Origin of the sequence: Nocardia mikamii NBRC 108933, assembly GCF_001613505.1 — a bacterium.
Classification (GTDB): domain Bacteria; phylum Actinomycetota; class Actinomycetes; order Mycobacteriales; family Mycobacteriaceae; genus Nocardia; species Nocardia mikamii.
The window spans coordinates 225,986-250,264 of record NZ_BDCM01000016.1; the positions used below are offsets into that span (position 1 = coordinate 225,986).

3 protein-coding genes are annotated in these 24,279 nt (G+C 70.6%); all 3 read left to right on the forward strand.

Going from position 1 to position 24,279, the window contains the following annotated elements; genetic code table 11:
• Nucleotides 1-88: 88 nt before the first annotated feature.
• Complete coding sequence (locus NMI01S_RS26865) at nucleotides 89-13,744, forward strand: type I polyketide synthase (protein ID WP_281186774.1); 13,656 nt, start codon at nucleotides 89-91, stop codon at nucleotides 13,742-13,744.
• 62 nt (nucleotides 13,745-13,806) lie between these two features.
• Nucleotides 13,807-19,227: a type I polyketide synthase gene (locus tag NMI01S_RS26870; RefSeq protein WP_439956304.1), complete on the forward strand. Its 5,421-nt coding sequence runs from the start codon at nucleotides 13,807-13,809 to the stop codon at nucleotides 19,225-19,227.
• 54 nt (nucleotides 19,228-19,281) lie between these two features.
• Nucleotides 19,282-24,279 (forward strand): type I polyketide synthase (locus tag NMI01S_RS26875; protein WP_157126381.1); only part of this gene is annotated, 4,998 nt, incomplete at its 3' end.

A 24,279-nucleotide genomic window follows, 5' to 3' on the forward strand; every position in this document is an offset into this window, starting at 1 on the left:
CGTTGTATAGAAGCAGAATTCGTACCCTACCGGGCAATGGTGAGGGCGTTCGCGAGTTCGCGCGTTCATCGAGGAAGGAATTTCAGAGGTGACCGGATCGGCAAATGCCGTCGCTATCGTCGGTATGTCCTGCAGAATGCCGGGGGCGGCCGATCTCGATGGTTATTGGCAGCTGCTCAGAGACGGGCGTGCCGCGATCGGCGCGGCGCCGGCGGGACGGGAGAACATCACCGAGCGCGCTGGTTTCCTGAGTACCGCAGGAGATTTCGACGCGGACTTCTTCGGGATCTCGCCCACCGAGGCGCGGGCGATCGATCCGCAGCAACTGCTGGCGCTGGAACTGGGCTGGGAGGCGCTCGAGGACGCGGGCTTCACCGCCACGGCGAGCGACGGCCGGCGGTACGGCGTGTTCTTGGGGTGTACCGGAAGCGATTTCGCCGAACTTCTCGCCTCGCAGGGTGGCCCGGGCGTCGGCCGCCACTCGCTGTGGGGAGTGGGGCGCGGCATCATCGCCAACCGCGTCTCGAACTACTTCGGCTTCGGCGGCCCGAGTGTCCTGGTCGACAGCGCCCAGGCGTCGTCGCTGGTCGCGGTGCATCTGGCCTGCGAGAGCCTGCGCAGCGGGGAAAGTGAGCTGGCGCTGGCCGGCGGGCTGAATCTGATTCTGTCGCCGACCAGCAGTGAGCGGATCGAGCAGTTCGGCGCACAGTCGGCACTCGGCGCCTGCTACACCTTCGACGCGCGGGCCGACGGGTTCGTCCGGGGTGAGGGCGGCGCCATGGTGGTGCTGAAACCGCTGGACCGCGCGATCGCCGACGGCGACCGGATCCATGCCGTGATCCGCGGCAGTGCGGTCGCCACCGGTAACGAGCGTCGCGTGCTGAGCGCGCCCAGCGCCGACGCGCAAGCCGCGGCGATCCGCACCGCGCTGACCGCGGCCGGCGTCGACGCGCCGTCGGTGCAGTACGTCGAACTGCACGGCACGGGGACACCGGCCGGTGACCCGGTGGAGGCGGCCGCGCTCGGTGACACCTACGGCCCGGATCGCGACACCCCGCTGGCCGTCGGCTCGGTCAAGACCAATATCGGTCACCTGGAGGGCGCTTCGGGTATCGCGGGCCTGGTCAAGACCGTGCTCTGCCTCTCCCGCCGGGAACTGGTCGCGAGCCTGAACTTCGAGACGCCGAATCCGCGAATCCCTCTCGGAGACTTGGGTTTACGCGTCGTCACCGATACCGAGAGCTGGCCCGCGGCCGCGGTGCGCCGGGCCGGGGTGTCGTCGTTCGGCATGGGCGGCTCGAATGCCCACGTGATCGTGGAGGAGGCGCCCGTCGTCGGCCCGGCCACGGCGGACGACGACACCGGCGCCGTGGCGTGGGTGGTCTCGGCCCGTAGCGAGGGCGGCGTCCGGGCGCAGGCGGCCCGGTTGCGGGAATGGTTGCTACGTCATCCGGAGCCGACCGCGGCCGACGTCGGTTTCTCCCTGCTGACCACGCGGGCCCGAATGGAATGGCGCGGCGGGGTCGTCGGCCGGGACCGCGACGATCTGCTGGCGGGCTTGGCGGCCCTGGCCGACCCGGCCGCGCCCGCGGTGGCGTTCGAACCCGCCGTCGGGCGGGCCGCGCCACGGCGGATCGCCTTCGTCTTCCCAGGACAGGGAAGCCAATGGGAGGGTATGGCGCTGGGCCTGCTGGACGCGGGCGGCGCGTTCGCGGAGTCGATCGCCGAATGTGACGCGGCGTTGGCGCCCTATGTGGACTGGTCGCTGACAGCCGTGCTGCGTGGTGCGCACGACGCGCCGCCGCTGGACCGGGTGGACGTGGTGCAACCCGTGCTGTTCGCGGTGATGGTCTCGCTGGCGCGGATGTGGCGTGCGGCCGGTGTGGAACCGGATGTGGTGATCGGCCATTCGCAGGGTGAGATCGCGGCTGCCCACATCGCCGGCGGGCTGTCGCTGTCCGACGCTGCGCGGGTGGTGGCGCTGCGGTCGCGGGCGGTGGCCGAGGAACTGGCCGGACAGGGCGGGATGGCCTCGATCGGGCTCGGTGCGGACGCGCTGCGCACACGCCTGTCCGCGTACGGCGATCGGCTGTCGATGGCCGCTGTGAACGGGCCCGCTCAGAGTGTGATCGCCGGTGACGTCGAGGCGGTGGCGGAGTTCGTCGCCGCCTGTGCCGGTGACGGAGTGTGGGCCCGCCGGATTCCGGTGGACTACGCATCGCATTCGAAGGCGGTCGAGCGGCTGCGCGCGCGGCTGCTCACGGAACTCGCGCCCATCCGCCCGCGCTCCGGGGCGGTGCCGATGGTTTCCACGGTGACCGCCGAGCGGGTGGATACCGCGGAACTGGATGCCGACTACTGGTATCGGTCCTTGCGGGAGCCGGTTCGATTCGCCGATGCCGTCACCGCGCTGATCGCCGACGGTGTCGACGGTTTCGTGGAGGCGAGTCCGCATCCGGTGCTGACCATGGGGGTGGGGGTGACCGCCGAAGCGGCCGGGGCGGGCGCCGAGGTAGCGGTCGTCGGGTCGTTGCGCCGCGGCGAGGGCGGGCCGGAGCGGTTCCTGGCCTCGCTGGCCCAGGCATTCTGCGCCGGTATGCCCGTGGCGCCGCGGGCGCTGGTGCCGGGGGGAACGCGAGTCGACCTGCCGCCGTACGCGTTTCAGCGTCGCACGGTCGCGTCCGGTACGCCGGTTGCCCGCGCCGCGAACGCCGCGCGGATTCCGGAGGTCGAGGCCCACAGCGACGAACAGACGGCGGCCCGGGATGACACATCGCTGGCCCGGCGACTGCGGGACGCCCCCGAATATCAGCACGACGCCCTCGTTCTCGACATCGTTCGCGAGCAGGCCGCGGCCGTGCTCGGTCACGAGTCGGCCGAGGCGATCCACCCCACGTTGCCGTTCACCGAGTTCGGCTTCGACTCGGTCAGCGGCGTGCAACTGCAGAAGCGGCTGACGCGGGCCACCGGAATCCCCCTGCCGGCGTCGCTCGTCTTCGACCATCCGACCGCGACCGCCGTCGCCACACTGCTGCGGGAACGGATCACCGGCGCCGAGCGCGGGCACCGGCGGGCGGCGCGGCGCGGCGCCGCGGACGAACCGATCGCGATCGTCGGCATGAGCGCCCGTTTCCCCGGAGGGGTGCGATCCGCGCAAGATCTGTGGGATCTGGTGGCCGCGGGCCGGGATGCGATCGGCGAATTCCCCTCCGATCGCGGATGGGACCTGGACCGGCTCTTCGATCCGGATCCGGGAAAACCCGGCACGGTCTACACCCGCCACGGTGGATTCCTCAGCGGCGCAGCCGATTTCGACCCCGGCTTCTTCGGGATCAGCCCGCGCGAAGCGCTGGCGATGGATCCGCAGCAGCGCTTGCTGCTCGAAACATCGTGGGAAGCCCTGGAGAACGCGGGTATCGACCCCACCTCGCTTCGTGGCAGCGATACCGGTGTCTTCGTCGGCGCCTGCTCGTCGGGCTATGCCGGACGGGTGACCGGTGACCTGGAGGGTTTCCGGCTGACCGGTACGTCCCACAGTGTCATCTCCGGCCGTGTCGCCTACGTGTTCGGCCTGGAAGGTCCGGCGGTGACGGTCGATACGGCGTGCTCGTCGTCGCTGGTGGCGTTGCACCTGGCCTGTCAGGCGCTGCGTCAGGGCGACAGTTCGCTGGTGCTCGCCGGTGGGGTCACCGTCGCGGCCAGTCCCTATCTCTACGTGGATTTCGCGCGGCAGCGCGGTCTGGCACCGGACGGCCGGTGCAAGGCGTTCTCCGCAGCCGCCGACGGTGTGGCCTGGTCGGAGGGGTCCGGCGTGCTGGTGCTGGAACGACTGTCGGACGCACAGCGGCTCGGCCACGACATCGTGGCCGTCGTCCGCGGCAGTGCGGTGAACCAGGACGGTGCGAGCAACGGGCTGACCGCCCCGAACGGTCCGTCGCAGGAACGGGTGATCGCCCAGGCCCTGGCCAATGCGGGACTGTCGGCCGGCGACGTCGACGCCGTCGAGGCGCACGGCACCGGCACCACACTGGGTGATCCGATCGAGGCGCAGGCGTTGATCGCCGCCTACGGACACGACCGTGGGGAACCGTTGCGGATCGGATCCCTGAAATCGAATATCGGTCATACCGTGGCCGCCGCCGGGGTGGCGGGTGTGATCAAGATGGTGCAGGCGCTGCGCCACGAGCGGTTGCCGCGCACATTGCACGCCGACACGGCGTCCCCGCATGTGGACTGGGCGGCGGGTGCGGTGCGGCTGCTGACCGATGCCGAACCGTGGCCCACCGGCGATCGGGTGCGCCGGGCCGGGGTGTCGTCGTTCGGGATCAGCGGCACCAACGCCCACGTGATCCTCGAGGAAGCACCGGCGGCGCAGAGCGTCGAAAGCGCTGCGGCACAGCCGGATACCGAAGTCGCGAGTATCCCGTTGCTGGTCTCGGGCAAGGGTGAGCCGGGTCTGCGGGCGCAGGCGGCCACGCTGCACACCTGGTTGTCGGAGCGGCCGCAGGCGGATATCGCCGAGGTCGCCCACGCGCTGGCCACCGAGCGTGCGCAGTTGGATTCGCGCAGTGTGGTTTTCGGCCGCGATCGCGACGAGGTGCTCGCGCGGCTGGCCGATCTCGCCGCTGGCCGTCCGGGGATCGATATCGTCGAGGGCGTCGCCGGTTCGGGGCGGACGGCGTTCTTGTTCACCGGTCAGGGCGCGCAGCGGATCGGCATGGGCGCGGGCCTGTACGAGGCGTTCCCGGTTTTCGCCGACGCGTTGGATTCGGTGTGCGCGCGGTTCGACCCGGTGCTGAGCCATCCGCTGCGTGAGGTCATGTTCGGCGACGCCGCCATGCTGGATCGGACCGAGTTCACTCAGCCTGCCCTGTTCGCCTTCGAGGTAGCGATGTATCGCCTGCTCGAATCGTTCGGTGTCACCGCGGATGTGCTGATCGGCCATTCCGTCGGCGAACTCGCGGCGGCGCATCTGGCGGGGCTGTGGTCGCTCGCGGACGCCTGCCGGTTGGTGGCGGCACGAGGCCGGCTCATGGGCGCGCTGCCCGGCGGTGGCGCGATGCTGGCGGTCGCGGCGACCGAGGCGGAGGTGAACGACGCCGTTGCCGAGCATCCGGGCCGGGTGTCGGTGGCCGCCGTGAACGCGCCCGGGGCACTGGTGGTCTCGGGTGACGAGGAGGTGATCGGGCGGATCGAGGCTCGATTCGCCGAGCGGGGCGCGAAGACGACGCGGTTGCGGGTCGGCCATGCCTTCCACTCGCATCGGATGGACCCGATGCTGGCCGAATTCGAATCGGTAGCAGAGGAATTGACCTACCATGGGCCCCGGCTGCCGATGGTGTCGAACGTATCCGGTCAGCTCGCCGGGGACGACATACTGGAACCCGCGTACTGGGTGCGGCAGGTGCGGGCCGCGGTGCGCTTCGCGCCGGGGATCGAGACGCTGGCCGCCTCGGGCGTGCGCCGATTCCTGGAACTGGGGCCGGATGCGGTGCTGGCGGCGCTCACCCGCCGGAGCCTGCCGGAGACCGCGGACTCCACGGTGGCCGCCGCCGCCCGCCGCGATCACGACGAAACCCGGCAGTTGCTGACCATGCTGGCGCACGCGCACGTCGCGGGCGCGCGGGTGGATTGGACGCCCCTGTTCGGGCGCCGACCGCGACGTCGAGTTCCGTTGCCCACCTACGCTTTCCGTCACCAGCGCTTCTGGCTGCCGCCGCGCGAGAACGCCGGCGACCCCTCGGCCCATCCGCTGCTCACCGGCGTGATGCCGGTGGCCGGTACGGACGAGTTCGTCTTCACCGGCCGGTTCTCACTGGCATCCGATCCCTGGGTCGCCGACCACATGACCTACGGCACCGTCGTGTTGCCGAGCGCGACCCTCGTGGAATTCCTGCTGGTCGCGGGCGGGCGCATCGGATGCGGTGTCCTCGACGAGCTCACCCTGGAGGCGCCGATCCTGCCGTCGGGTGGCGACGAGGTCGAACTCCAGGTCTCGGTGCGGGAGCCGGATCCGAGCGGGCGACGGTCGTTCGTCTTCTACTTCCGGCGAGCGGGGGAGTGGGTGCGCAATGCCAGCGGCGTGCTGGCCCCCGCGTGGGACGGCGGCGACGCGCTGCTGGAGCGCCTGCGCGACGAGCCGTGGCCGCCCGCCGACGCCGAAATACTCGATACCGCATGGATTCCCGAGCAGATCGCCACCGGATCCGGCCTCGAGTACGGTCCGGCGTTCCTCGGGGTCGAGACCGCGTGGCAGCGGGACGGGACGGTCTTCTCCGAGATCGCCCTGAACACCGTGGCCGCATCCGATCCGGAACGGTTCGACCTGCATCCGGCGCTGCTCGATCTGGTGATGCACGCCGGTCTGGCCGGACTCGTCTGGCGCGATCAGGACGGCGACCCGGATACCGGCCGGCTGCTGTTCCGCTGGGGTGGGGCACGGCTGCATCAGCCGCTGGTCAAGGCGACGCGGTTGCGCGTCATCGCCGTTGCCTCCGGGCCGGAGACGATCTCGGTGGCGACGGTGGACGATTCGGGCCGGCCGGTCGTCTCCGTCGACGCGGTCGTCATGCGGCCCTACGACGTGCAACAGTTGCGCGGCACCATGAGCGCGGACGACGCCGGTCTCTACGAGCTTCGGTGGACGCCCATCGCGGCGCCGCCGACCGTCTCCCCGAACCGGATGGCCGTACTCGGTTCCGAGCCGATCGCCGGAATCGGCGGGTGTTATGCGCGGCCTGCGGAAGTCGCTGGGGCACAGCCGATTCCGGAAACCGTCGTCTGGCGACCGGACGTCGGATCCGCATCCGGCGACCCGGCGGCCGTCCGCGCGCGCCTGGAGTCGGTGCTGGCGACGGTGCAGTCCTGGCTGGCCGAAGAACGCCTGGCCGAGACCCGGTTGATCGTGATGACGGGCAACGGCGCCGCGCTGCCCGGCGAGACACCGGATCCCGCCGCGGCGGCCGTGCGGGGGCTGATCCGCAGCGCCCAATCCGAATATCCGGACCGGTTCGTCCTCGTCGACGCCGACGACTCCTCGGCCGCGCTCCGGGACGCTCGGACGGTCCTCGACGCGGTGCTCGCGGTGGACGAGCCGCAGGCCGCGACGCGACGCGGAGCAGTACTCGTGCCCAGGCTGGCGCGAGTGCGCGACGAGCACCGGCGAGAGCCCGCGTTCGGCGCGGGCACCGTTCTGATCACCGGTGGTACCGGAGGTCTCGGTGCCCTTGTCGCCCGTCACCTGGTCTCCGCGCACGGCGTCCGTCGGCTGCTGCTGGTCTCGAGGCGAGGCGAGAAGGCCCCCGGTGCACCGGAATTGGCCGCGGAACTCGCGGAGGCCGGCGCCATCGTCGAGGTGGCGGCCTGTGACGTCGGAGATCGGGCGGCCGTGCGCGCGCTGCTCGGCTCGATTGCGCCCGAGCATCCACTGACCGCGGTCATCCACGCGGCCGGCGTGCTCGACGACGCCACCCTCGCCGGACTCGACGCCGAGCAACTGCGGCGGGTTTTCGACGCGAAGGCCGCCGCCGCCCACCACCTGCACGAACTCACCGGTGACCTGTCGGCATTCGTGCTGTTCTCCTCCGTCGCGGCGACGATCGGATCGGCCGGCCAGGCGAACTATGCGGCCGCCAACGCCTGTCTCGACGCGCTGGCCCACGCCCGGCGGGCCGCGGGGCTGCCCGCGGTGTCGCTGGGGTGGGGACCGTGGAACTCCGCCGGCGGAATGGCCGGCGATCTGGACCGCAGCGCCGTCGCGCGCTGGGAGCGGCTCGGTCTGCGCCCGCTCGGCGACGCCGAAGGTCTGCGACTGTTCGACGCCGCCGTCGGTCGCGGCGACGCGCACGCGGTGGCGATGCGGTTCGATTCGGCGCAGCTGCGGCGCGAAGCCCGCCACGGTGTGGTGCCCGCGGCGCTGCGCGACTTCCTGCCCCGGACCGCGGACCGGACCACGGACCGGCCCACAGCCGCATCCGGCGCGTTGGGCGCTCGCCTGAGCGAGGTTCCGGACAGCGCCCGCGCGGAAGTGGTGCTCGAGTTGGTCCGGGAACACGCGGCCGCCGTGCTCGGCCACGCTTCTGCCGCGGACGTCGACCCGGGGGCGCGTTTCGACGCCCTGGGATTCGACTCGCTCGGCGGCGTGGAATTCCGCAACCGACTGTCGAAGGCCACCGGCGTGCAGCTGCCGTCGACCCTGGTCTTCGATCACCCGACCGCCGACGCGGTCGCCGCTCTGCTGCGCGCCAAGATCGAGGGCACCGACTCCGCCCGCCCGGCCCGCGCGCCCCGGCGGGCCCGCGCGGACGAACCCATCGCGATCGTCGGCATGAGCTGTCGATTCCCGGGCGGCGCCGACAGCCCTGAGCAGTTGTGGGATCTCGTGTCCTCGGGGACCGATGCCACCACCGAATTCCCGCACGATCGCGGGTGGGATCTGGCGCGGCTGATCGACCCCGACCCCGGCAAGCCCGGCACGGTGTACAGCCGCGGTGGTGGATTCCTCGGCGCCGCAGGCGATTTCGACGCCGGATTCTTCGGCATCAGCCCGCGTGAGGCGCTGGCGATGGACCCGCAGCAGCGACTGCTGCTGGAAACGTCCTGGGAAGCGCTGGAACGCTCCGGCATCGACCCGATGACGTTGCGCGGCAGCGATACCGGTGTCTTCGCGGGCGCCTGCGCCTCGGGCTATGTCGATCACGTGACCGGCGACCTGGAAGGGTTCCGCCTGACCGGCACCACCCACAGCGTGGTCTCCGGGCGCGTCGCCTACGTCTTCGGGTTGGAGGGGCCGGCGGTCACGATCGACACCGCCTGCTCGTCGTCGCTGGTGGCGTTGCATCTGGCGTGTCAGGCGCTGCGTCAGGGCGAAACGTCGCTGGCGCTGGCCGGTGGTGTGACCGTCGCGGCCACTCCTTATCTTTCCGTCGATTTCGCGCGGCAGCGCGGCCTGTCACCGGACGGCCGGTGCAAGGCGTTCTCCGCCGCGGCCGACGGTGTCGCGTTCTCCGAGGGTGTCGGCGTCCTGGTGCTCGAGCGGTTGTCGGATGCGCAGCGGCAGGGGCACGAGATCCTGGCGGTGATCCGGGGCAGCGCGGTGAACCAGGACGGTGCGAGCAACGGCCTGACCGCGCCGAACGGCCCCTCGCAGGAGCGAGTGATCGGCCAAGCCCTCGCGGCCGCCGGACTCACACCCGCCGATGTCGACGCGGTGGAGGCGCACGGGACCGGCACCCCACTGGGCGATCCGATCGAGGCCAACGCGTTGATCGCCGCCTACGGTCGCGACCGTGGGGAGCGCGAGCCGCTGCGCGTCGGTTCGATCAAGTCGAATATCGGTCACACCGTCGCGGCCGCCGGTGTCGGTGGCGTGATCAAGATGGTGCAGGCGTTGCGTCACGAAACCCTGCCACCGACCCTGCACGCGGAAACTCCTTCACCGCACGTGGATTGGTCCGCGGGACAGGTGCGTCTGCTGTCCCGCGCCGAACCCTGGCGGGCCGGGAAGACCGTTCGGCGGGCGGGTGTCTCCTCGTTCGGTGTCAGCGGTACGAACGCCCATCTGATCGTCGAGGAGGCACCTGCCCCGCCACCGCCGGCCTCGGCGCCGGCCGCCGACGGCCCGCGCCTGCCGATGCCCTGGCTGGTGTCGGCCAAGAGCGAGACCGCGCTCGCGGCGCAGGCGGCGAAACTGCGGCAGTGGCTGGACGAGCACGCCGGCGCCGCCCCGGCGGACGTGGCCTATTCGCTGCTCACCACCCGTACGCAGCACGAGTTCCGGGCGGTGGTGCTCGGCGGTGAGCGCGACGAACTGCTCACCGCGCTGTCTCGACTCGCGGCCGGAAACGCCACTCCCGCAGTCGTTTCCGGCTCGGTGCGCTCCGGGAAGACCGCATTCCTGTTCACCGGTCAGGGCGCGCAGCGCGCCGGTATGGGCGCCGGACTGGCCGCGGCGTTCCCGGTGTTCGATGCGGCGCTGGACGAGGTCTGCGCCCGATTCGATCCGCTGCTGGGATGTTCGCTGCGGCAGGTGATGTTCACCGGCCGTGCGGACGATCAGGACGCAGCCGCACCGGACGGGGGAGTGGATCGGACCCGGCTGACGCAGCCGGCCCTGTTCGCGTTCGAGGTGGCGCTGTACCGGCTCGTCGAGTCGTTCGGCGTGGTCCCCGACCTGCTGATCGGGCATTCCATCGGGGAACTGGCCGCCGCGTATGTCGCCGGGGTGTGGTCGCTCGACGATGCCTGCACACTGGTGGCGGCTCGCGGCCGGTTGATGGACGCGCTGCCGCCGGGCGGGGCGATGCTGGCGATCGCCGCGCCCGAAACCGACGTGGCCACGGCGATCGAGGCTTTCGGTGACCGCGTGTCCCTGGCCGCGGTGAATTCCCCCGGCGCCGTGGTCGTTTCGGGTGACGAGGACGTCGTCACGCGGCTCGATCGGCAGTTCTCCGGCGCGGGACGCAGGACCAGCCGTCTGCGGGTGTCGCATGCCTTCCATTCCGCTCGGATGGAGCCGATGCTGGCCGAATTCCGTGCCGTCGCGAACGGCATCACCTTCCATGAACCGCGAATCCCGTTGGTGTCGAATGTTTCCGGTGCCGTCGCCGGTGACGAGATCGCGGACCCGGGCTATTGGACGTCGCAGGTGCGGGCCGCGGTCCGGTTCGCGCCGGGTGTCGACACATTGGTCGCCGCGGGTGCGCGCCGGTTCCTCGAGATCGGGCCCGATGCGGTGCTGGCGGCGATGACGCGGCAGACGCTCACCGAGGAGGTCGAGCAGCGGTCCATGGTCGCCGCGGCGGCCCGCCGCGACCACGACGAGGTCGAGCAGTTCCTGACGATGCTCGCTCACGCCCACACCGCCGGACTGGCCGTCGACTGGAATCAGCTGTTCGTGGGCCGCCAGGTGTCACGAATCGCGTTGCCCACCTATGCGTTCGACCACCGCAGGTACTGGCTGGAGCCGCCTCGTGCGGACCGTCCGGCCGCATCGGAGCATCCACTGCTCACCGATGTGGTGCGGGTGGCCGACCGCGACGAATGGCTGTTCACCGGCCGGCTCGACCAGCGAACCCATCCGTGGCTCGCCGACCACACCACCTACGGTGTCGTGCTCGTACCGAGTGCCGCGCTGATGGAGATGCTGGTGGTCGCGGGCGAGCGCATCGGTTGTGCCGCGGTGGAGGAGTTGACCCTCGAGGCGCCGATCCTGCCCCCCGCCGAGGGCGAGGTCGAACTTCAGGTGCTGGTGCGGGAACCGGACGCCACGGGACGCCGTTCGTTCACAGTCCACTACCGCCGGACCGACGGGCCCGATCGCGAATGGCCCCGGAACGCCAGCGGCGTGCTGAGCGCCGAGCAGCTCACCGATATCGGACTCGTGGATATGCTGCGCACCGAGCCGTGGCCACCCGTCGACGCCGAACCGGTGGACACCGACTGGATTCCGGCGCAGGTGGCGCGGGCCGCCGGACTGGAATACGGACCGTCGTTCATCGGCGTCGAGGCGGCCTGGCGCAGCGGCGACACCGTCTTCTCCGAGGTCGCGTTGAACGGGGAGGTTCCGGCCGAGGGGTTCCGGCTGCATCCGGCGTTGTTCGACATGGTCATGCATGCCGGGCTCGCCTGCCTGATCTGGCCGGACCACCAGGGCAATCCGGCCGAGGGCAAACTCCTTTTCCGCTGGGGCGCAACGCAGATTCACCGCACCGCGCCGGTCGGCTCCCTGCGGGTGATGGCGGTTCGACGCAGCAGCGAGGCGATCAGCGTCGTGGCCGTCGACCAGGACGGCAATGTGGTGGTGAGCATCGACGAAGTGGTCATGCGCTCCTACGACGTCCAGCAGTTCCGGGCCACGCTCTCGGGCGGGCGGGCCGCGCGATACGGAATACGTTGGACGGCAGTCGAAGTCCCGGCGACGGCATCGCTCGGCAGTACGGTTCTGTTGGGCGCTGCGGGGGTGTCCGGCATCGAGGAGCGTTATCCGGATCAGGCGGCCCTCGCTGCCCGTGCGACGGCTCCCGAGGTGGTGGTGTGGTCCGAACATGCTGTGGTGCAGGGGGATTCACCACAGGCCACGCGCGATCGGGTGAAGACCGCGTTGCGGGTGGTGCGCGAGTGGCTGGCCGACGAGCGTGTCGCGCGGTCGCGGCTGGTCGTGGTGACCAGCCGTGCGGCGACGCTGCCCGGCGAGATCCCCGACGCCGCGTCGGCGGCCGTATGGGGATTGGTCCGGAGCGCTCAAACCGAATATCCCGGACGGATCGTGCTGCTCGATACAGACGCGGCGGCGATTCCGGCCGGTACCGTCCGGGCCGCGATCGCCACCGGCGAACCACAACTGGCGGTTCGCGGCGATCGCTTCCTGGCCCCGCGGCTCGAGCCGCTGGCCGCGCACCCGGCCGAGACGGTGTCGTTCGGCGACGGCACGGTCCTGATCACCGGTGGGACCGGCGGGCTGGGTGCCCTGCTGGCGCGGCACCTGGTGACCGCACACGGGGTGCGCCGACTGCTGCTGGTCTCCCGCCGTGGTGACCGTGCGGACGGTGCGGCGGAACTGTCCGCGGAATTGTCCCGGCTCGGCGCGCAAGTGCGGATCGCCGCTTGCGATGTGAGCGACCGTGCCGCAGTGCGTGATCTGCTGACCGACGAGACGCGCGACTATCCGCTCACCGCCGTCGTCCACACCGCGGGCGTTCTCGACGACAGCGCGTTCCACACCCTCACCGACGAGGGCGTCGACCGGGTGCTCGCGGCCAAGGCCGAGGCGGCGTGGCATCTGCACGAGCTCACCACGGGCATGGATCTGTCCGCGTTCGTGCTGTTCTCGTCGATCGCCGGAGCGATCGGCTCGGCCGGACAGGCGAATTACGCGGCCGCGAACAGCTTCCTGGACGCCCTGGCGGTCCGGCGCCGCGCCGAGGGGCTGGCCGCCCTGTCGCTCGCATGGGGGCCGTGGCAGCAGGACATCGGCATGACCGGGGTGCTGGACCGCACCGCGCTGGCGCGGCTGGAACGTCTGGGGCTGGCTCCGCTGGACCGCGCCGAGGGTTTGCGCTTGTTCGACGAATCGCTCATCGCGGCCGAACCGGCGCCGGTGCTGGTGCACTTGGACACCGACACGCTGCGCATGGAGGCGCACACCGGCTCGATACCGGCGGTGCTGCGCGGATTCGTCCGCACCTCCGGCCGGACGGCCACCGCCGCGCGCGGTGACGTCTCGCTCGGGGAGCGTCTGCACGGGGTCGCGCAGGAGAAGCGGCGCGGGGTCGTTCTCGATCTCGTGCGCGAGAACGTCGCGGCGGTACTGGGTTACGGCTCGGCCGACGATATCGGCGCCGACCGCGGTTTCAGCGAACTCGGCTTCGATTCGCTCGGCGGAGTGGAGTTCCGCAATCGGCTGTCGAAGGTGACAGGGCTGTCGCTGCCCTCGACCCTGGTGTTCGACTATCCGACGGCGGCCGAAGTCGCCGACTATCTGCTGGCGCAAACCACCGTGACGACGCCACAGTCGCCGACATCGGTGGGGACGCCCGACGACATCGCGCGGCTCGAGGCACTGCTCGAGCGCATCATCACCGGTGGTGACGGCAACGACCGGACCGTGGCCGGACTGCGGGGCGTCAGCGACCGCCTGCGCCGTTTCCTGGGGGGCACGTCGTCGGAGGGTGACTACGACGACCTCGAATTCACTTCCGACAGTGAGCTTTTCGATTTGATCGACGAGGAGTTTGGCCCCGCATGAGCAACCCCGAAACGAGCAACGAGGAACGGCTCAGCCGGTATCTGCGGAAGCTGACCGGTGATCTGCGCGCCGCCAAGAAGCAGATCCGGGAGTTGGAGGACCGGGCCGGCGAACCGATCGCGATCGTCGGCATGAGCTGCCGCTATCCGGGCGGAGCCGACACTCCGGATCGGCTGTGGGAGCTGGTCGCCGACGGCGCCGACGCCATCGGTCCCTTCCCGGCCGACCGGGGCTGGGACCTCGAGCGGCTGTTCGACACCGATCCCGACGCACCGGGCACCGTCTACACCCGGGAAGGCGGATTCCTCGACACCGCAGGCGATTTCGACGCGGCCTTCTTCGGCATCGGTCCGCGCGCGGCCGAGGCGATGGATCCGCAGCAGCGCCTGTTCCTCGAAGCGGCCTGGGAGGCGCTGGAGGACGCCGGGCTCGATCCGGCATCACTGCGCGGCAGCGACACCGGTGTGTTCGCCGGGGTGATCCACCAGGACTACGGGCCGCGCGTCGGTTCACCGGGGCTGACCGCCGAGACGGAAGGTCATGCGTTCCTGGGGGTTTCGGCCAGCGTCCTCTCCGGCCGCATCGCGTTCACCCTCGGATTCAAGGGTCCGGCGCTCTCGGTGGACACCGCATGTTCGTCCTCTCTGGTGGCGTTGCATCTGGCCTGCCAGGCATTGCGGCAGGGTGATGTCTCGCTCGCGCTGGTCGGCGGGGTCACCGTGATGTCGGATCCCGGTCTGCTGATCGCCTTCGGCCGCCAGCGGGCGCTGTCCCCGGACGCCCGGTGCAAGGCCTTCGCCGCGGCGGCGAACGGGACCGGATTCTCCGAGGGCCTGGGCATGCTGGCAGTCGAGCGACTGTCGGATGCTCGACGCCACGGCCACCGCGTCCTCGCGGTGGTGCGCGGCAGCGCCGTCAACCAGGACGGCGCCAGCAACCAGCTGACCGCACCGAACGGTCCGGCGCAGGAAAAGGTGATCGCGCGGGCGCTGGCGAACGCCGGGCTGTCACCCGCAGATGTCGACGCGGTCGAAGCGCACGGCACGGGCACCACCCTCGGCGATCCGATCGAGGCGCGGGCGCTGATCGCCGCCTACGGACGCGACCGGGCCGGTGCTCCGCTGCGGATCGGCTCGCTGAAATCGAATATCGGCCACACCTCGGCCGCGGCCGGTGTCGGCGGCGTGATCAAGATGGTGCAGGCGTTGCGGCACGAAATGCTGCCCGCGACATTGCATGTCGATGCGCCGACGCCACATGTCGACTGGTCCACCGCGGCGGTGCGACTGCTGACCGCCGCCGAGCCGTGGCCGGCCGGGGAACGGGTCCGGCGCGCCGGTGTGTCCTCCTTCGGCGCCAGCGGAACCAACGCGCACGTGATTATCGAGGAGGCGCCCGCGCCGGAGCCCGCTGCCGAACCGGCGGATCCGGCCCCGGACGAGAACCCGGTCGCATCCGGCCCCACTCCGGTGCTGATCTCGGCGAAATCCGAGGAGGGCTTGCGGGGGCAGGCGGCCGCCCTCGGGCGATGGGTCGACGAACACCCCGACCTCACCGTCGCCGACCTCGGCTATTCCCTGCTCACGACCCGCACCCGATTCGAATGGCGGGCCGCGGTGCTCGCGGACGGTCGCGACGCGTTGCGCGCGGCGCTGTCCGGCCTCGCGGAATCGGGTGCGGCGAGCTCGGCCGTCGTGACGGGGCGGGCGGTGACGCGCGGGACGGCGCTGCTGTGCACCGGTCAGGGCGCCCAGCGCGCGGGGATGGGACGTGAACTCTACGAGGCGTTCCCGGCATTCGCCGCCGCCTTGGACGAGATCTGCGCACACTTCGATTCACTGCTGGGAGTGTCACTGCGGCAGGTGATGGTCGCCGGCGCAGACGCCACCGCTCTCGATCGCACCGAATTCACCCAGCCCGCACTGTTCGCCTACGAGGTCGCGCTGTACCGGCTGCTGAACTCGTTCGGCGTGACACCGGATGTGCTGATCGGACATTCGATCGGCGAGCTGGCCGCCGCGCATATCGCCGGTGTGTGGACGCTGCCGGACGCCTGCCGTCTGGTCGCCGCCCGCGGTCGCCTGATGGGACAGTTGCCGACGGGTGGCGCCATGCTCGCCGTCGCGGCGGGGGAACCCGAGGTGACCGAGATGATCGCCGGTGACCGGAGCGTATCCGTCGCGGCAGTGAATTCGCCTGTCGCAGTGGTGATTTCCGGAGACGCCGACGCGGTCGCGGCGTATCGGGCGCGCCTGGCGGACCGTGGCCGCAAGACCGCCCAGCTGACCGTCTCGCATGCCTTCCACTCCCACCGCATGGATCCGATGCTGGCCGAATTCGATTCCGTCGCACGGGAAGTGAAGTACCAGCGCCCGCGTATTCCCCTCGTGTCGAACGTGTCCGGGCGGATCGCGGGCGAGGAAGTGCTCGACCCCGGCTACTGGGTGCGCCAGGTGCGCGAGCCCGTCCGATTCGCCGCCGGAGTCGACTCCCTGGTCGCCGCGGGCGTCCGGCGGTTCGTCGAAATCGGGCCCGACGCGGTGCTGACGGCGATGGCCGGGCAATGCCTGCCGGAGAATCTCGAAGGAGAGCCGACCGTCGTCGCGGCCGCGCGTCGCGGGCGCGACGAGGTCGAGCAGTTCGCGCACTGCCTGGCGCAGATGTACACGGCCGGTGCCGAGGTCGACTGGAGCGTGTTCTTCGCGGGCCGAGGGGCGAAGCGAGTATCGTTGCCCACCTACGCTTTCCAGCGACGTCGCTACTGGCTCTCGGCTGCGCCCGCCGCCGGTGGGGGCGAATCGGCAGGTGTCCGCGCGATCGATCATCCGCTGCTGGAGACGGTGTTGCCGACGGCGGACGGCGGCCTCGTGTTGTCCGGCCACCTGTCGCCCCGGGCGCAACCGTGGCTGGCCGACCATGTCATCGGCGGGGTCATGTTGTTGCCGGGGACCGGATTCGTGGAACTCGCCCTGCGCGCCGGCGCGGAAGCGGAATCCCCCGTCGTGGACGAACTGACGCTCCGGGCGCCACTGGTACTGTCCGCGACGGACAGTGTGCCGATCCAGATAGTCGTCGGCGCAGTCGAATCCGAATCGTCGCGGCGCCCGGTCTCGATCTACTCGCGCGGTGCCCGCGACCACGACGGCGAGTGGGTGCTGCACGCCCAGGGGCTGGTGTCCACCACGGATACCGCTGCCCCCGCACCGCAGATCTGGCCGCCCGCCGCGGCCACCGTCGTCGACATCGCCTACGGCAAATTCCTCTCGCGCGATTACACACTGGGGCCCGCCTTTCGAGGGGTGCGGGCACTGTGGCGACGCGGTGCGGAGGTGTTCGCCGAAATCGCCGTCGACGCGGAGACCGGCGTGCGCGCCGAGGGATTCGGCATCCACCCGGCACTGCTCGACGCGACGCTGCAGGCGGGACTGCTGGCCGATGTGCTCGAGATCGGTGCCGGACAGGTGGTGTTGCCGTTCTCGTGGGAGTCGGTGTCGCTGTCCACCACCGAGGCCTCGCTGCTGCGGGTGCGCCTGACCGTGAGCGGGTCGTCGGTCTCGATCGGAGTCACCGACGGCGACGGGCGGCCGGTGCTGTCGGGATCGGTGACGATGCGGGCGACTCCGGTGGCACAGCTCGCGGCAGCGGCCGCCGCCGATCCGGTGCTGGAGCTGGTGTGGTCTCCGGCCACGGCCGAAGCCGGGGCGGCCGAGGCGAGCGTGGGGTGGTGGGATCGGTTGGAGCCGGAAGCGCCGGTTCCCGCGGTGGTGGTCGTCGAGGCCGGGCACACCGCCGGCGCCGACATCGTGGCCGCCACGCATACCGAGGTCGCCCGCGTCCTCGGTGTGGTGCAGGAATGGCAGGCCGGTGACCGGTTCGCGTCGAGCACCCTGCTGGTCGTCACCCGCGGCGCGGTGGCGCTGGCGGGCGAGGACGTGACCGATCTCGCCGGTGCGGCGGTGTGGGGGTTGGTGCGGTCCGCGCAGGCGGAGGATCCGGGGCGAATCGTGCTGGCCGACATCGACTCCGGCGGCGACGAGCACCTCGCCTCGGCGGTGCTGGGTGTGGGCGAACCCGAAGTGGTGGTGCGCGGCGGTGTCCCGCACACCGCTCGGCTGACCCGCTCCGCCCCGGTGTCCGAGCCGGTCGGCGACACGGCGGCATTCGGTGCGGGCACGGTGCTGATCACCGGCGGCACCGGCGGCGTGGGCGCCGTCGTGGCCCGGCATCTGGTGCGCGCGCACGGGGTGCGGTCGCTGCTGCTGGTGAGCCGCAGCGGCATGCGGGCCACGGGTGCGGCGGCGTTGTGCGCCGAGTTGGAGCAGGCGGGCGCGCAGGTGAAGGTGGTCGCCTGCGATGTCGCCGACGCCGGCGCCGTGGCCGGGCTGCGGGCCCACGTGCCGCCACGGTGGCCGCTGTCGGGTGTGGTGCATGCCGCGGGCGTGCTCGACGACGGAGTTGTCGCCTCGCTGACCCCGCAGCGCATCGATGCCGTGCTGGCGCCCAAGGTGGATGGCGCCTGGTACCTGCACGAGGCGACCGCGGACCTCGACCTGGCCGCGTTCGTGGTGTTCTCGTCGGTGTCCGGCACCGTGGGCGGTCCGGGGCAGGGCAACTATGCCGCCGCGAACACCTTCCTCGACGGTCTGACGGCGCATCGCCGGGCAGGTGGACTGGCGGCGCAGTCGGTGGTGTGGGGCCCGTGGGCGCGCGCGAGCGGTATGGCCGGACAACTCGCCCCGAGCGATGCGGCGCGGATGAACCGGGCCGGATTCACCGCCCTCTCGGACGACGCCGCGCTGGCCGGGTGGGATGCGGCGCTCGCGCGCGGTACGGCCCATCCGGTGATCGTGGCGCTGGACACCGCCGCGATCCGGGCCCGGGCCGCTGCCGGCACGCTGCCGCCGTCGCTGCGGACGCTGGCCCCGCCGTCCCTGCGCCCCACGAAGGCGGCCGCCTCGGCGATTGCCCCACTGCGGCAGCGACTGACGGGTCTGGACGCCGAGCGGCAAGGGCAGGTGGTGCTCGAGACCGTACGCGAGCACATCGCGGCGGTGCTCGGGCGCGACAGTGCGGCCGCGATCGCCCCCGAGGGCACCTTCCAGGACCTGGGGTTCGATTCGCTCGGCGCGGTCGAGTTGCGCAACCGGCTCAAATCCGTCACCGGCCTGTCTCTGTCGGCCGCGGTGGTTTTCGACTATCCGACACCGAAGGCGCTCGCCGCCCATCTGCACACACAACTGGCCGGCGCACCCGTGGACGTGCGGCCCCGGCCGCTCGACGCGGTGTTCGACGACCTGGAATCCGCTCTGGCACTGGGCAATTGGGACGACGAGCAGAAGCGGCGGATCGTGGTTCGGTTGCAGTCCGTCGCCGCGAGTTGGGCGGCTCGAACGAATTCCGACGGCGGCCTGCCGGAAGACGATGTGGAAAACGCTTCCGAAGCGGAGCTCTTTGCGATTCTCGACCGGGAACTGGATGCCTGACCACCGGTCCCAGGCTCGAATTCCGTTAGCGTAGAAAGATTCTGGATTATTCAGATGGCCGACGACACCAAGCACCTCGATTACCTGAAGCGGCTGACCGTCGAACTTCGCCACACCCGTCAACGCCTGCGAGAGATAGAGGATCGGAAATCCGAACCCATCGCGGTGGTGGGTGCGGGCTGCCGCTTTCCGGGTGGGGTGACCTCTCCGGAGGATCTGTGGCGCTTGGTGTCGGACGGGGTCGACGCGATCGGCGCTTTCCCGGTCGATCGCGGCTGGGATGTGGACGGTCTCTACGATCCGGACCCCGAGGCGCGTGGAAAGTCGTACACCCGATCGGGCGGATTCCTCTACGACGCCGCGGAATTCGACGCCGGCTTCTTCGGTATCGGGCCGCGTGAGGCGCTGGCGATGGATCCGCAGCAGCGAATTCTGCTGGAGACGGCGTGGGAGGCGTTGGAACGCGCCGGTATCGACCCGTCGACGGTGCGGGGCAGCGACACCGGCGTCTTCGCCGGCGCGGCGAACGGAGAGTATGCCGATCTGCTGCACGACGGCCCGGTGGACCTGCGCGGCTACCTGCTGACCGGTACCACCGGCAGCGTCGTCTCCGGACGGGTGGCCTACGCCCTGGGGCTGGAGGGCCCGGCGGTCTCGGTGGACACCGCCTGTTCCTCGTCGCTGGTCGCGGTGCATCTGGCGGTACAGGCGTTGCGCTCGGGGGAGTGCGCGATGGCGCTGGCGGGCGGCGTGACGGTCATGGGCTCACCCGGAATGTTCGTCGAGTTCTCCCGGCAGCGAGGCCTCGCGCCGGACGGACGGTGCAAGTCGTTCGCGGCAGCCGCGGACGGCACCGGCTGGTCCGAGGGCGCGGGAATGCTGGTGCTGGAACGACTGTCGGACGCGCGACAGCGCGGGCACCGGGTGTGGGCGGTGATCCGGGGCACGGCGATCAATCAGGACGGTGCGTCCAACGGCCTGACCGTGCCGAACGGTCCCGCGCAGCAGCGGGTGATCCGCGCGGCACTGGCCGACGCGCGACTGTCGCCCGGCGACGTCGACGTGGTGGAGGCGCACGGCACCGGCACCGTACTGGGTGACCCGATCGAGGCACAGGCTCTGCTGTCGACCTACGGGCAGGGCCGCGAGCCGGACCGTCCGCTGTGGCTGGGCTCGCTGAAATCCAATATCGGTCATTCGGTGGCCGCGGCGGGTGTGGGCGGCGTGCTCAAGATGATCATGTCCATGCGGCACGGCGCGATGCCGCCCACCCTGCACGTCGACGAGCCGACACCCCGTGTGGACTGGTCGGCCGGCACCGTCGAACTGCTCACCGAGCGCCGGGATTGGCCGGCCGAACCGGATCGGCCCCGCCGGGCCGCGGTGTCCTCGTTCGGTATCAGCGGCACCAACGCGCATGTGATCCTCGAACAGGCGCCTGCCGACGAACCCGCCGAGGCCGCTGATGCGGGCCCGGAAAGCGATGTCGCCGAGGCATTTCCGTGGGTGTTGTCGGCGAAGTCGGAGACCTCGTTGCGGGCGCAGGCCGAGCGCCTGCGCGAGTTCCTGATCGCCGATCCCGCCCTGTCGGTGGCCGATGTGGCGTATTCGCTCGTCTCGACCCGCGCGGTCTTCGACCATCGGGCCGTGGTCCTGGGAGACGACCACGCCTCGACGCTGCGTCGCCTGGCCGCGGTGGCCGCCGGTGAGCCGGGTGCCGGAATCGCCACCGGCGTCGTGGCCCCGGCGCGGGTGGCCGTCATGTTCGCCGGCCAGGGATCGCAGCGGACCGCGATGGGACGGCAGCTGTACCAGCGGTTCCCGGCGTTCGCGGAGGCGTTCGACCGGGTCTGCGCCCATCTGGATCCCCTGCTCGGATGTTCGTTGCGCGAGGCGATCGACTCCGGAGCGGACCTGGACCGGACCTGGCTGACCCAGCCGGCGCTGTTCGCGGTCGAGGTGGCGCTGTATCGGCTCCTCGAAACATGGGGTGTCACACCGGAGGTCGTGTTCGGACATTCGATCGGTGAGATCGCCGCGGCGCACGCGGCCGGTGTGCTGAACCTGTCCGACGCCTGCGCGCTGGTGGCGGCGCGCGGCCGGTTGATGCAGGAACTGCCCCCCGGCGGAGCGATGCTCGCGGTACAGGCCGGTGCCGCCGAGGTCGCCGAACTGCTGCACGGTCTGGACGGCGTGGACGTGGCCGCCGTGAACGGGCCTGCGGCAGTGGTGATCTCGGGCCGCGCGGAGCGAATTGACGAACTTGCCGATCTCTTGCGAGCGCGTGGGCGGCGCGTCAAACGGTTGCGTGTCGGTCATGCGTTCCACTCCGCACTCATGGAACCGATGCTGGAGCGTTTCGCCGAGGTGGTCGAGACCCTGCGATTCGACCCGCCGCGAATGCCGGTGATCTCCACGGTGACCGGCGCGGTGGCCGATCCCGAGCTGTGGTGCACGCCGCGGTACTGGGTCGATCAGGTGCGCCTGCCGGTCCGGTTCGCCGACGCCGCGGCTGCCGCCTGGGCGCAGGGCGTGGACACCTTTGTCGAGGTGGGGCCGGATGCGGTGCTGTCGGCGGCCGCGGCCGACTGCCTCCCCGAGGACGCGGTCACGGTGCCCCTGCTGCGTGCCGACCGAGACGAACCCACCGACATCCTGGCCGCCGCGGCACGGCTGTTCGTCCGGGGAGTTCCGATGCGCTGGGATGCGGTCTTCGCCGGCCGGAATCCGCGGCAGGTGGAACTGCCCACCTATGCCTTCGACCGCAGGCACTTCTGGCTCGAATCCTCCCGTGGCCCAGCCGGTATGGGCGCAGACGTGCCGGTCGGGAATCTCGACCGGGTCCCCGAATCGCTCCTGCGGGTCGAATGGATCGCTGCCGCGCGGTCGTCGCGGATCGTCGATCCGGAACGTGTCGCGGTGGTGGGCGGGAACGCGGCAGAGGTGCGGAGTTTTCCCGATGCGGCGGCGCTGATCGCCGATCTGGATTCCGCGGTGGAGTCCGCCGTGCCGGACATCGTGTTGTGGAAGTGCCCGACGTTCGAGGGTGAGCCGCCGCTCGCGGCTCGGCGGGTCGTGGCCGAGCTGCTCGAGACCGTGCACCTGTGGTTGCGCGATTCGCGCCTCACCGGCTCGCGGCTGGTCGTGGTGACCGACCGTGCCGTCTCCGTCGATGTGTCCGAGCCGGTGAATCTCGCGCAGGCGCCGGTGTGGGGTGTGGTGCGGGCCGCGCAGGCCGAGCATCCGGGCCGCTTCCAGCTGCTCGACGTGGATGACGATGCCTGGGCACAGAGCGCGATATCGATGGCGACATCAGCCTTTTCGGCCGGAGAAGAACCTGAGGTCGCGCTGCGGGGCGGAGCTCTGTCGGTGCCGCGGTTACGTCGGCACGATGGGGCGACGGTCGTCCGGGCACTCGGATCGGGCACGGTGTTGGTGACTGGTGGGACGGGTGGTCTGGGTGCGTTGATCGCTCGGCGTCTGGTGGTGAATCACGGTGTGACGCATCTTCTTTTGGTGTCGCGTCGGGGTTTGGCTGCGCCTGGTGCTGGGCGGTTGCGTGATGAGTTGGTGGGGTTGGGTGCGCGGGTGCGTGTTGTCGCTTGTGATGTGTCGGATCGTGATGCGTTGTCCGGGTTGATCGATGGGATTTCGGATGAGTGTCCGTTGGTGGGTGTGGTGCATGCGGCGGGTGTTGCGGATAACGGTGTGGTGGAGTCGATTACGGCGGGGCGTGTCGATTCGGTGTTCGCGCCGAAGGTTGATGCGGCGTGGTTTTTGCATGAGTTGACGTGTGAGCGGTCGTTGTCGTTGTTCGTGTTGGTGTCGTCGGCTGGTGGTTTGGTTTTGGCGGCGGGTCAGGCGAATTATGCGGCGGCGAATGTGTTTTTGGATGGGTTGGCTGTTCATCGTCGTGCTGCGGGTTTGCCCGCGACCGCCATCGACTACGGACTGTGGGAAGCGACCGGCTTGGGCGCACTGCTGTCGGACGGGGATATCGCGCGGATTCGACGGCAGGGGCTGCCCCCGCTGACCGCGGCCGAGGGGCTGGCGCTGTTCGATCTGGCGATCACCACCGAATCCGCGCAGGTGGTGGCGGCCCGGGTCGATACGGCGGCCCTCCGCGGCCGCGGGGACGAACTTCCGGCACTGTTGCGTGATATCGCTCCCGCGACGGCTCGCGACCGGGCGCCGGCCGGCACCGCGGGCGGTGCCCCGGCGGACGAGTCGGCGGCGCTCGACCTCGTTCGATCGGTGACCGCCGAGGTTCTCGGGCATACGTCGGCGGATGAGGTCGATCCCCGGCGCACGTTCCAGCAGCTGGGTGTCGATTCGCTCGGCGGTGTCGAATTGCGCAAGAAGCTCGGTGCCGCAGTCGGCCTGCACCTCCCGGCCACGCTCGTCTTCGACTATCCGACGCCGCATGTCGTCGCTCGATTCATCGCCGCGGAGCTGACCGGCGCCGTCGGCGTCGAAGAGAGCGTCGTCGATCGCCCTCGAGCCGACGACGATCCGATCGCGATCGTGGCGATGAGTTGCCGCTATCCCGGTGGCGTGTCCTCACCCGAGGATCTGTGGCAACTGGTGGCGGACGGCGTCGATACCAACGGCGACCTGCCGGTCGATCGCGGCTGGGATATCGAATCCCTCTACGACCCGGAGCCGGGCACGCCGGGGAAGACATACGCCCGCACCGGCGGATTTCTCTATACGGCAGCCGATTTCGACGCCGAGTTCTTCGGGATCAGTCCCAATGAAGCCAGGGCGATGGATCCGCAGCAGCGGTTGCTGCTGGAGACCTCGTGGGAGGCGTTGGAGCGCGCGGGCGTCGATATGGCCTCGCTCCGGGGAAGCTCCACCGGGGTGTTCGCCGGAATGTCGTTTCACGACTACCCCGGTAGTGCGAATTCGGGATCCATTGCGTCCGGGCGGGTGTCGTATGTGTTCGGCTTCGAAGGCCCTGCCGTGACAGTCGATACGGCGTGTTCGTCATCGCTGGTGGCGATGCATCTGGCCGCGCAGTCGCTGCGGTCGGGGGAGTGTGATCTGGCG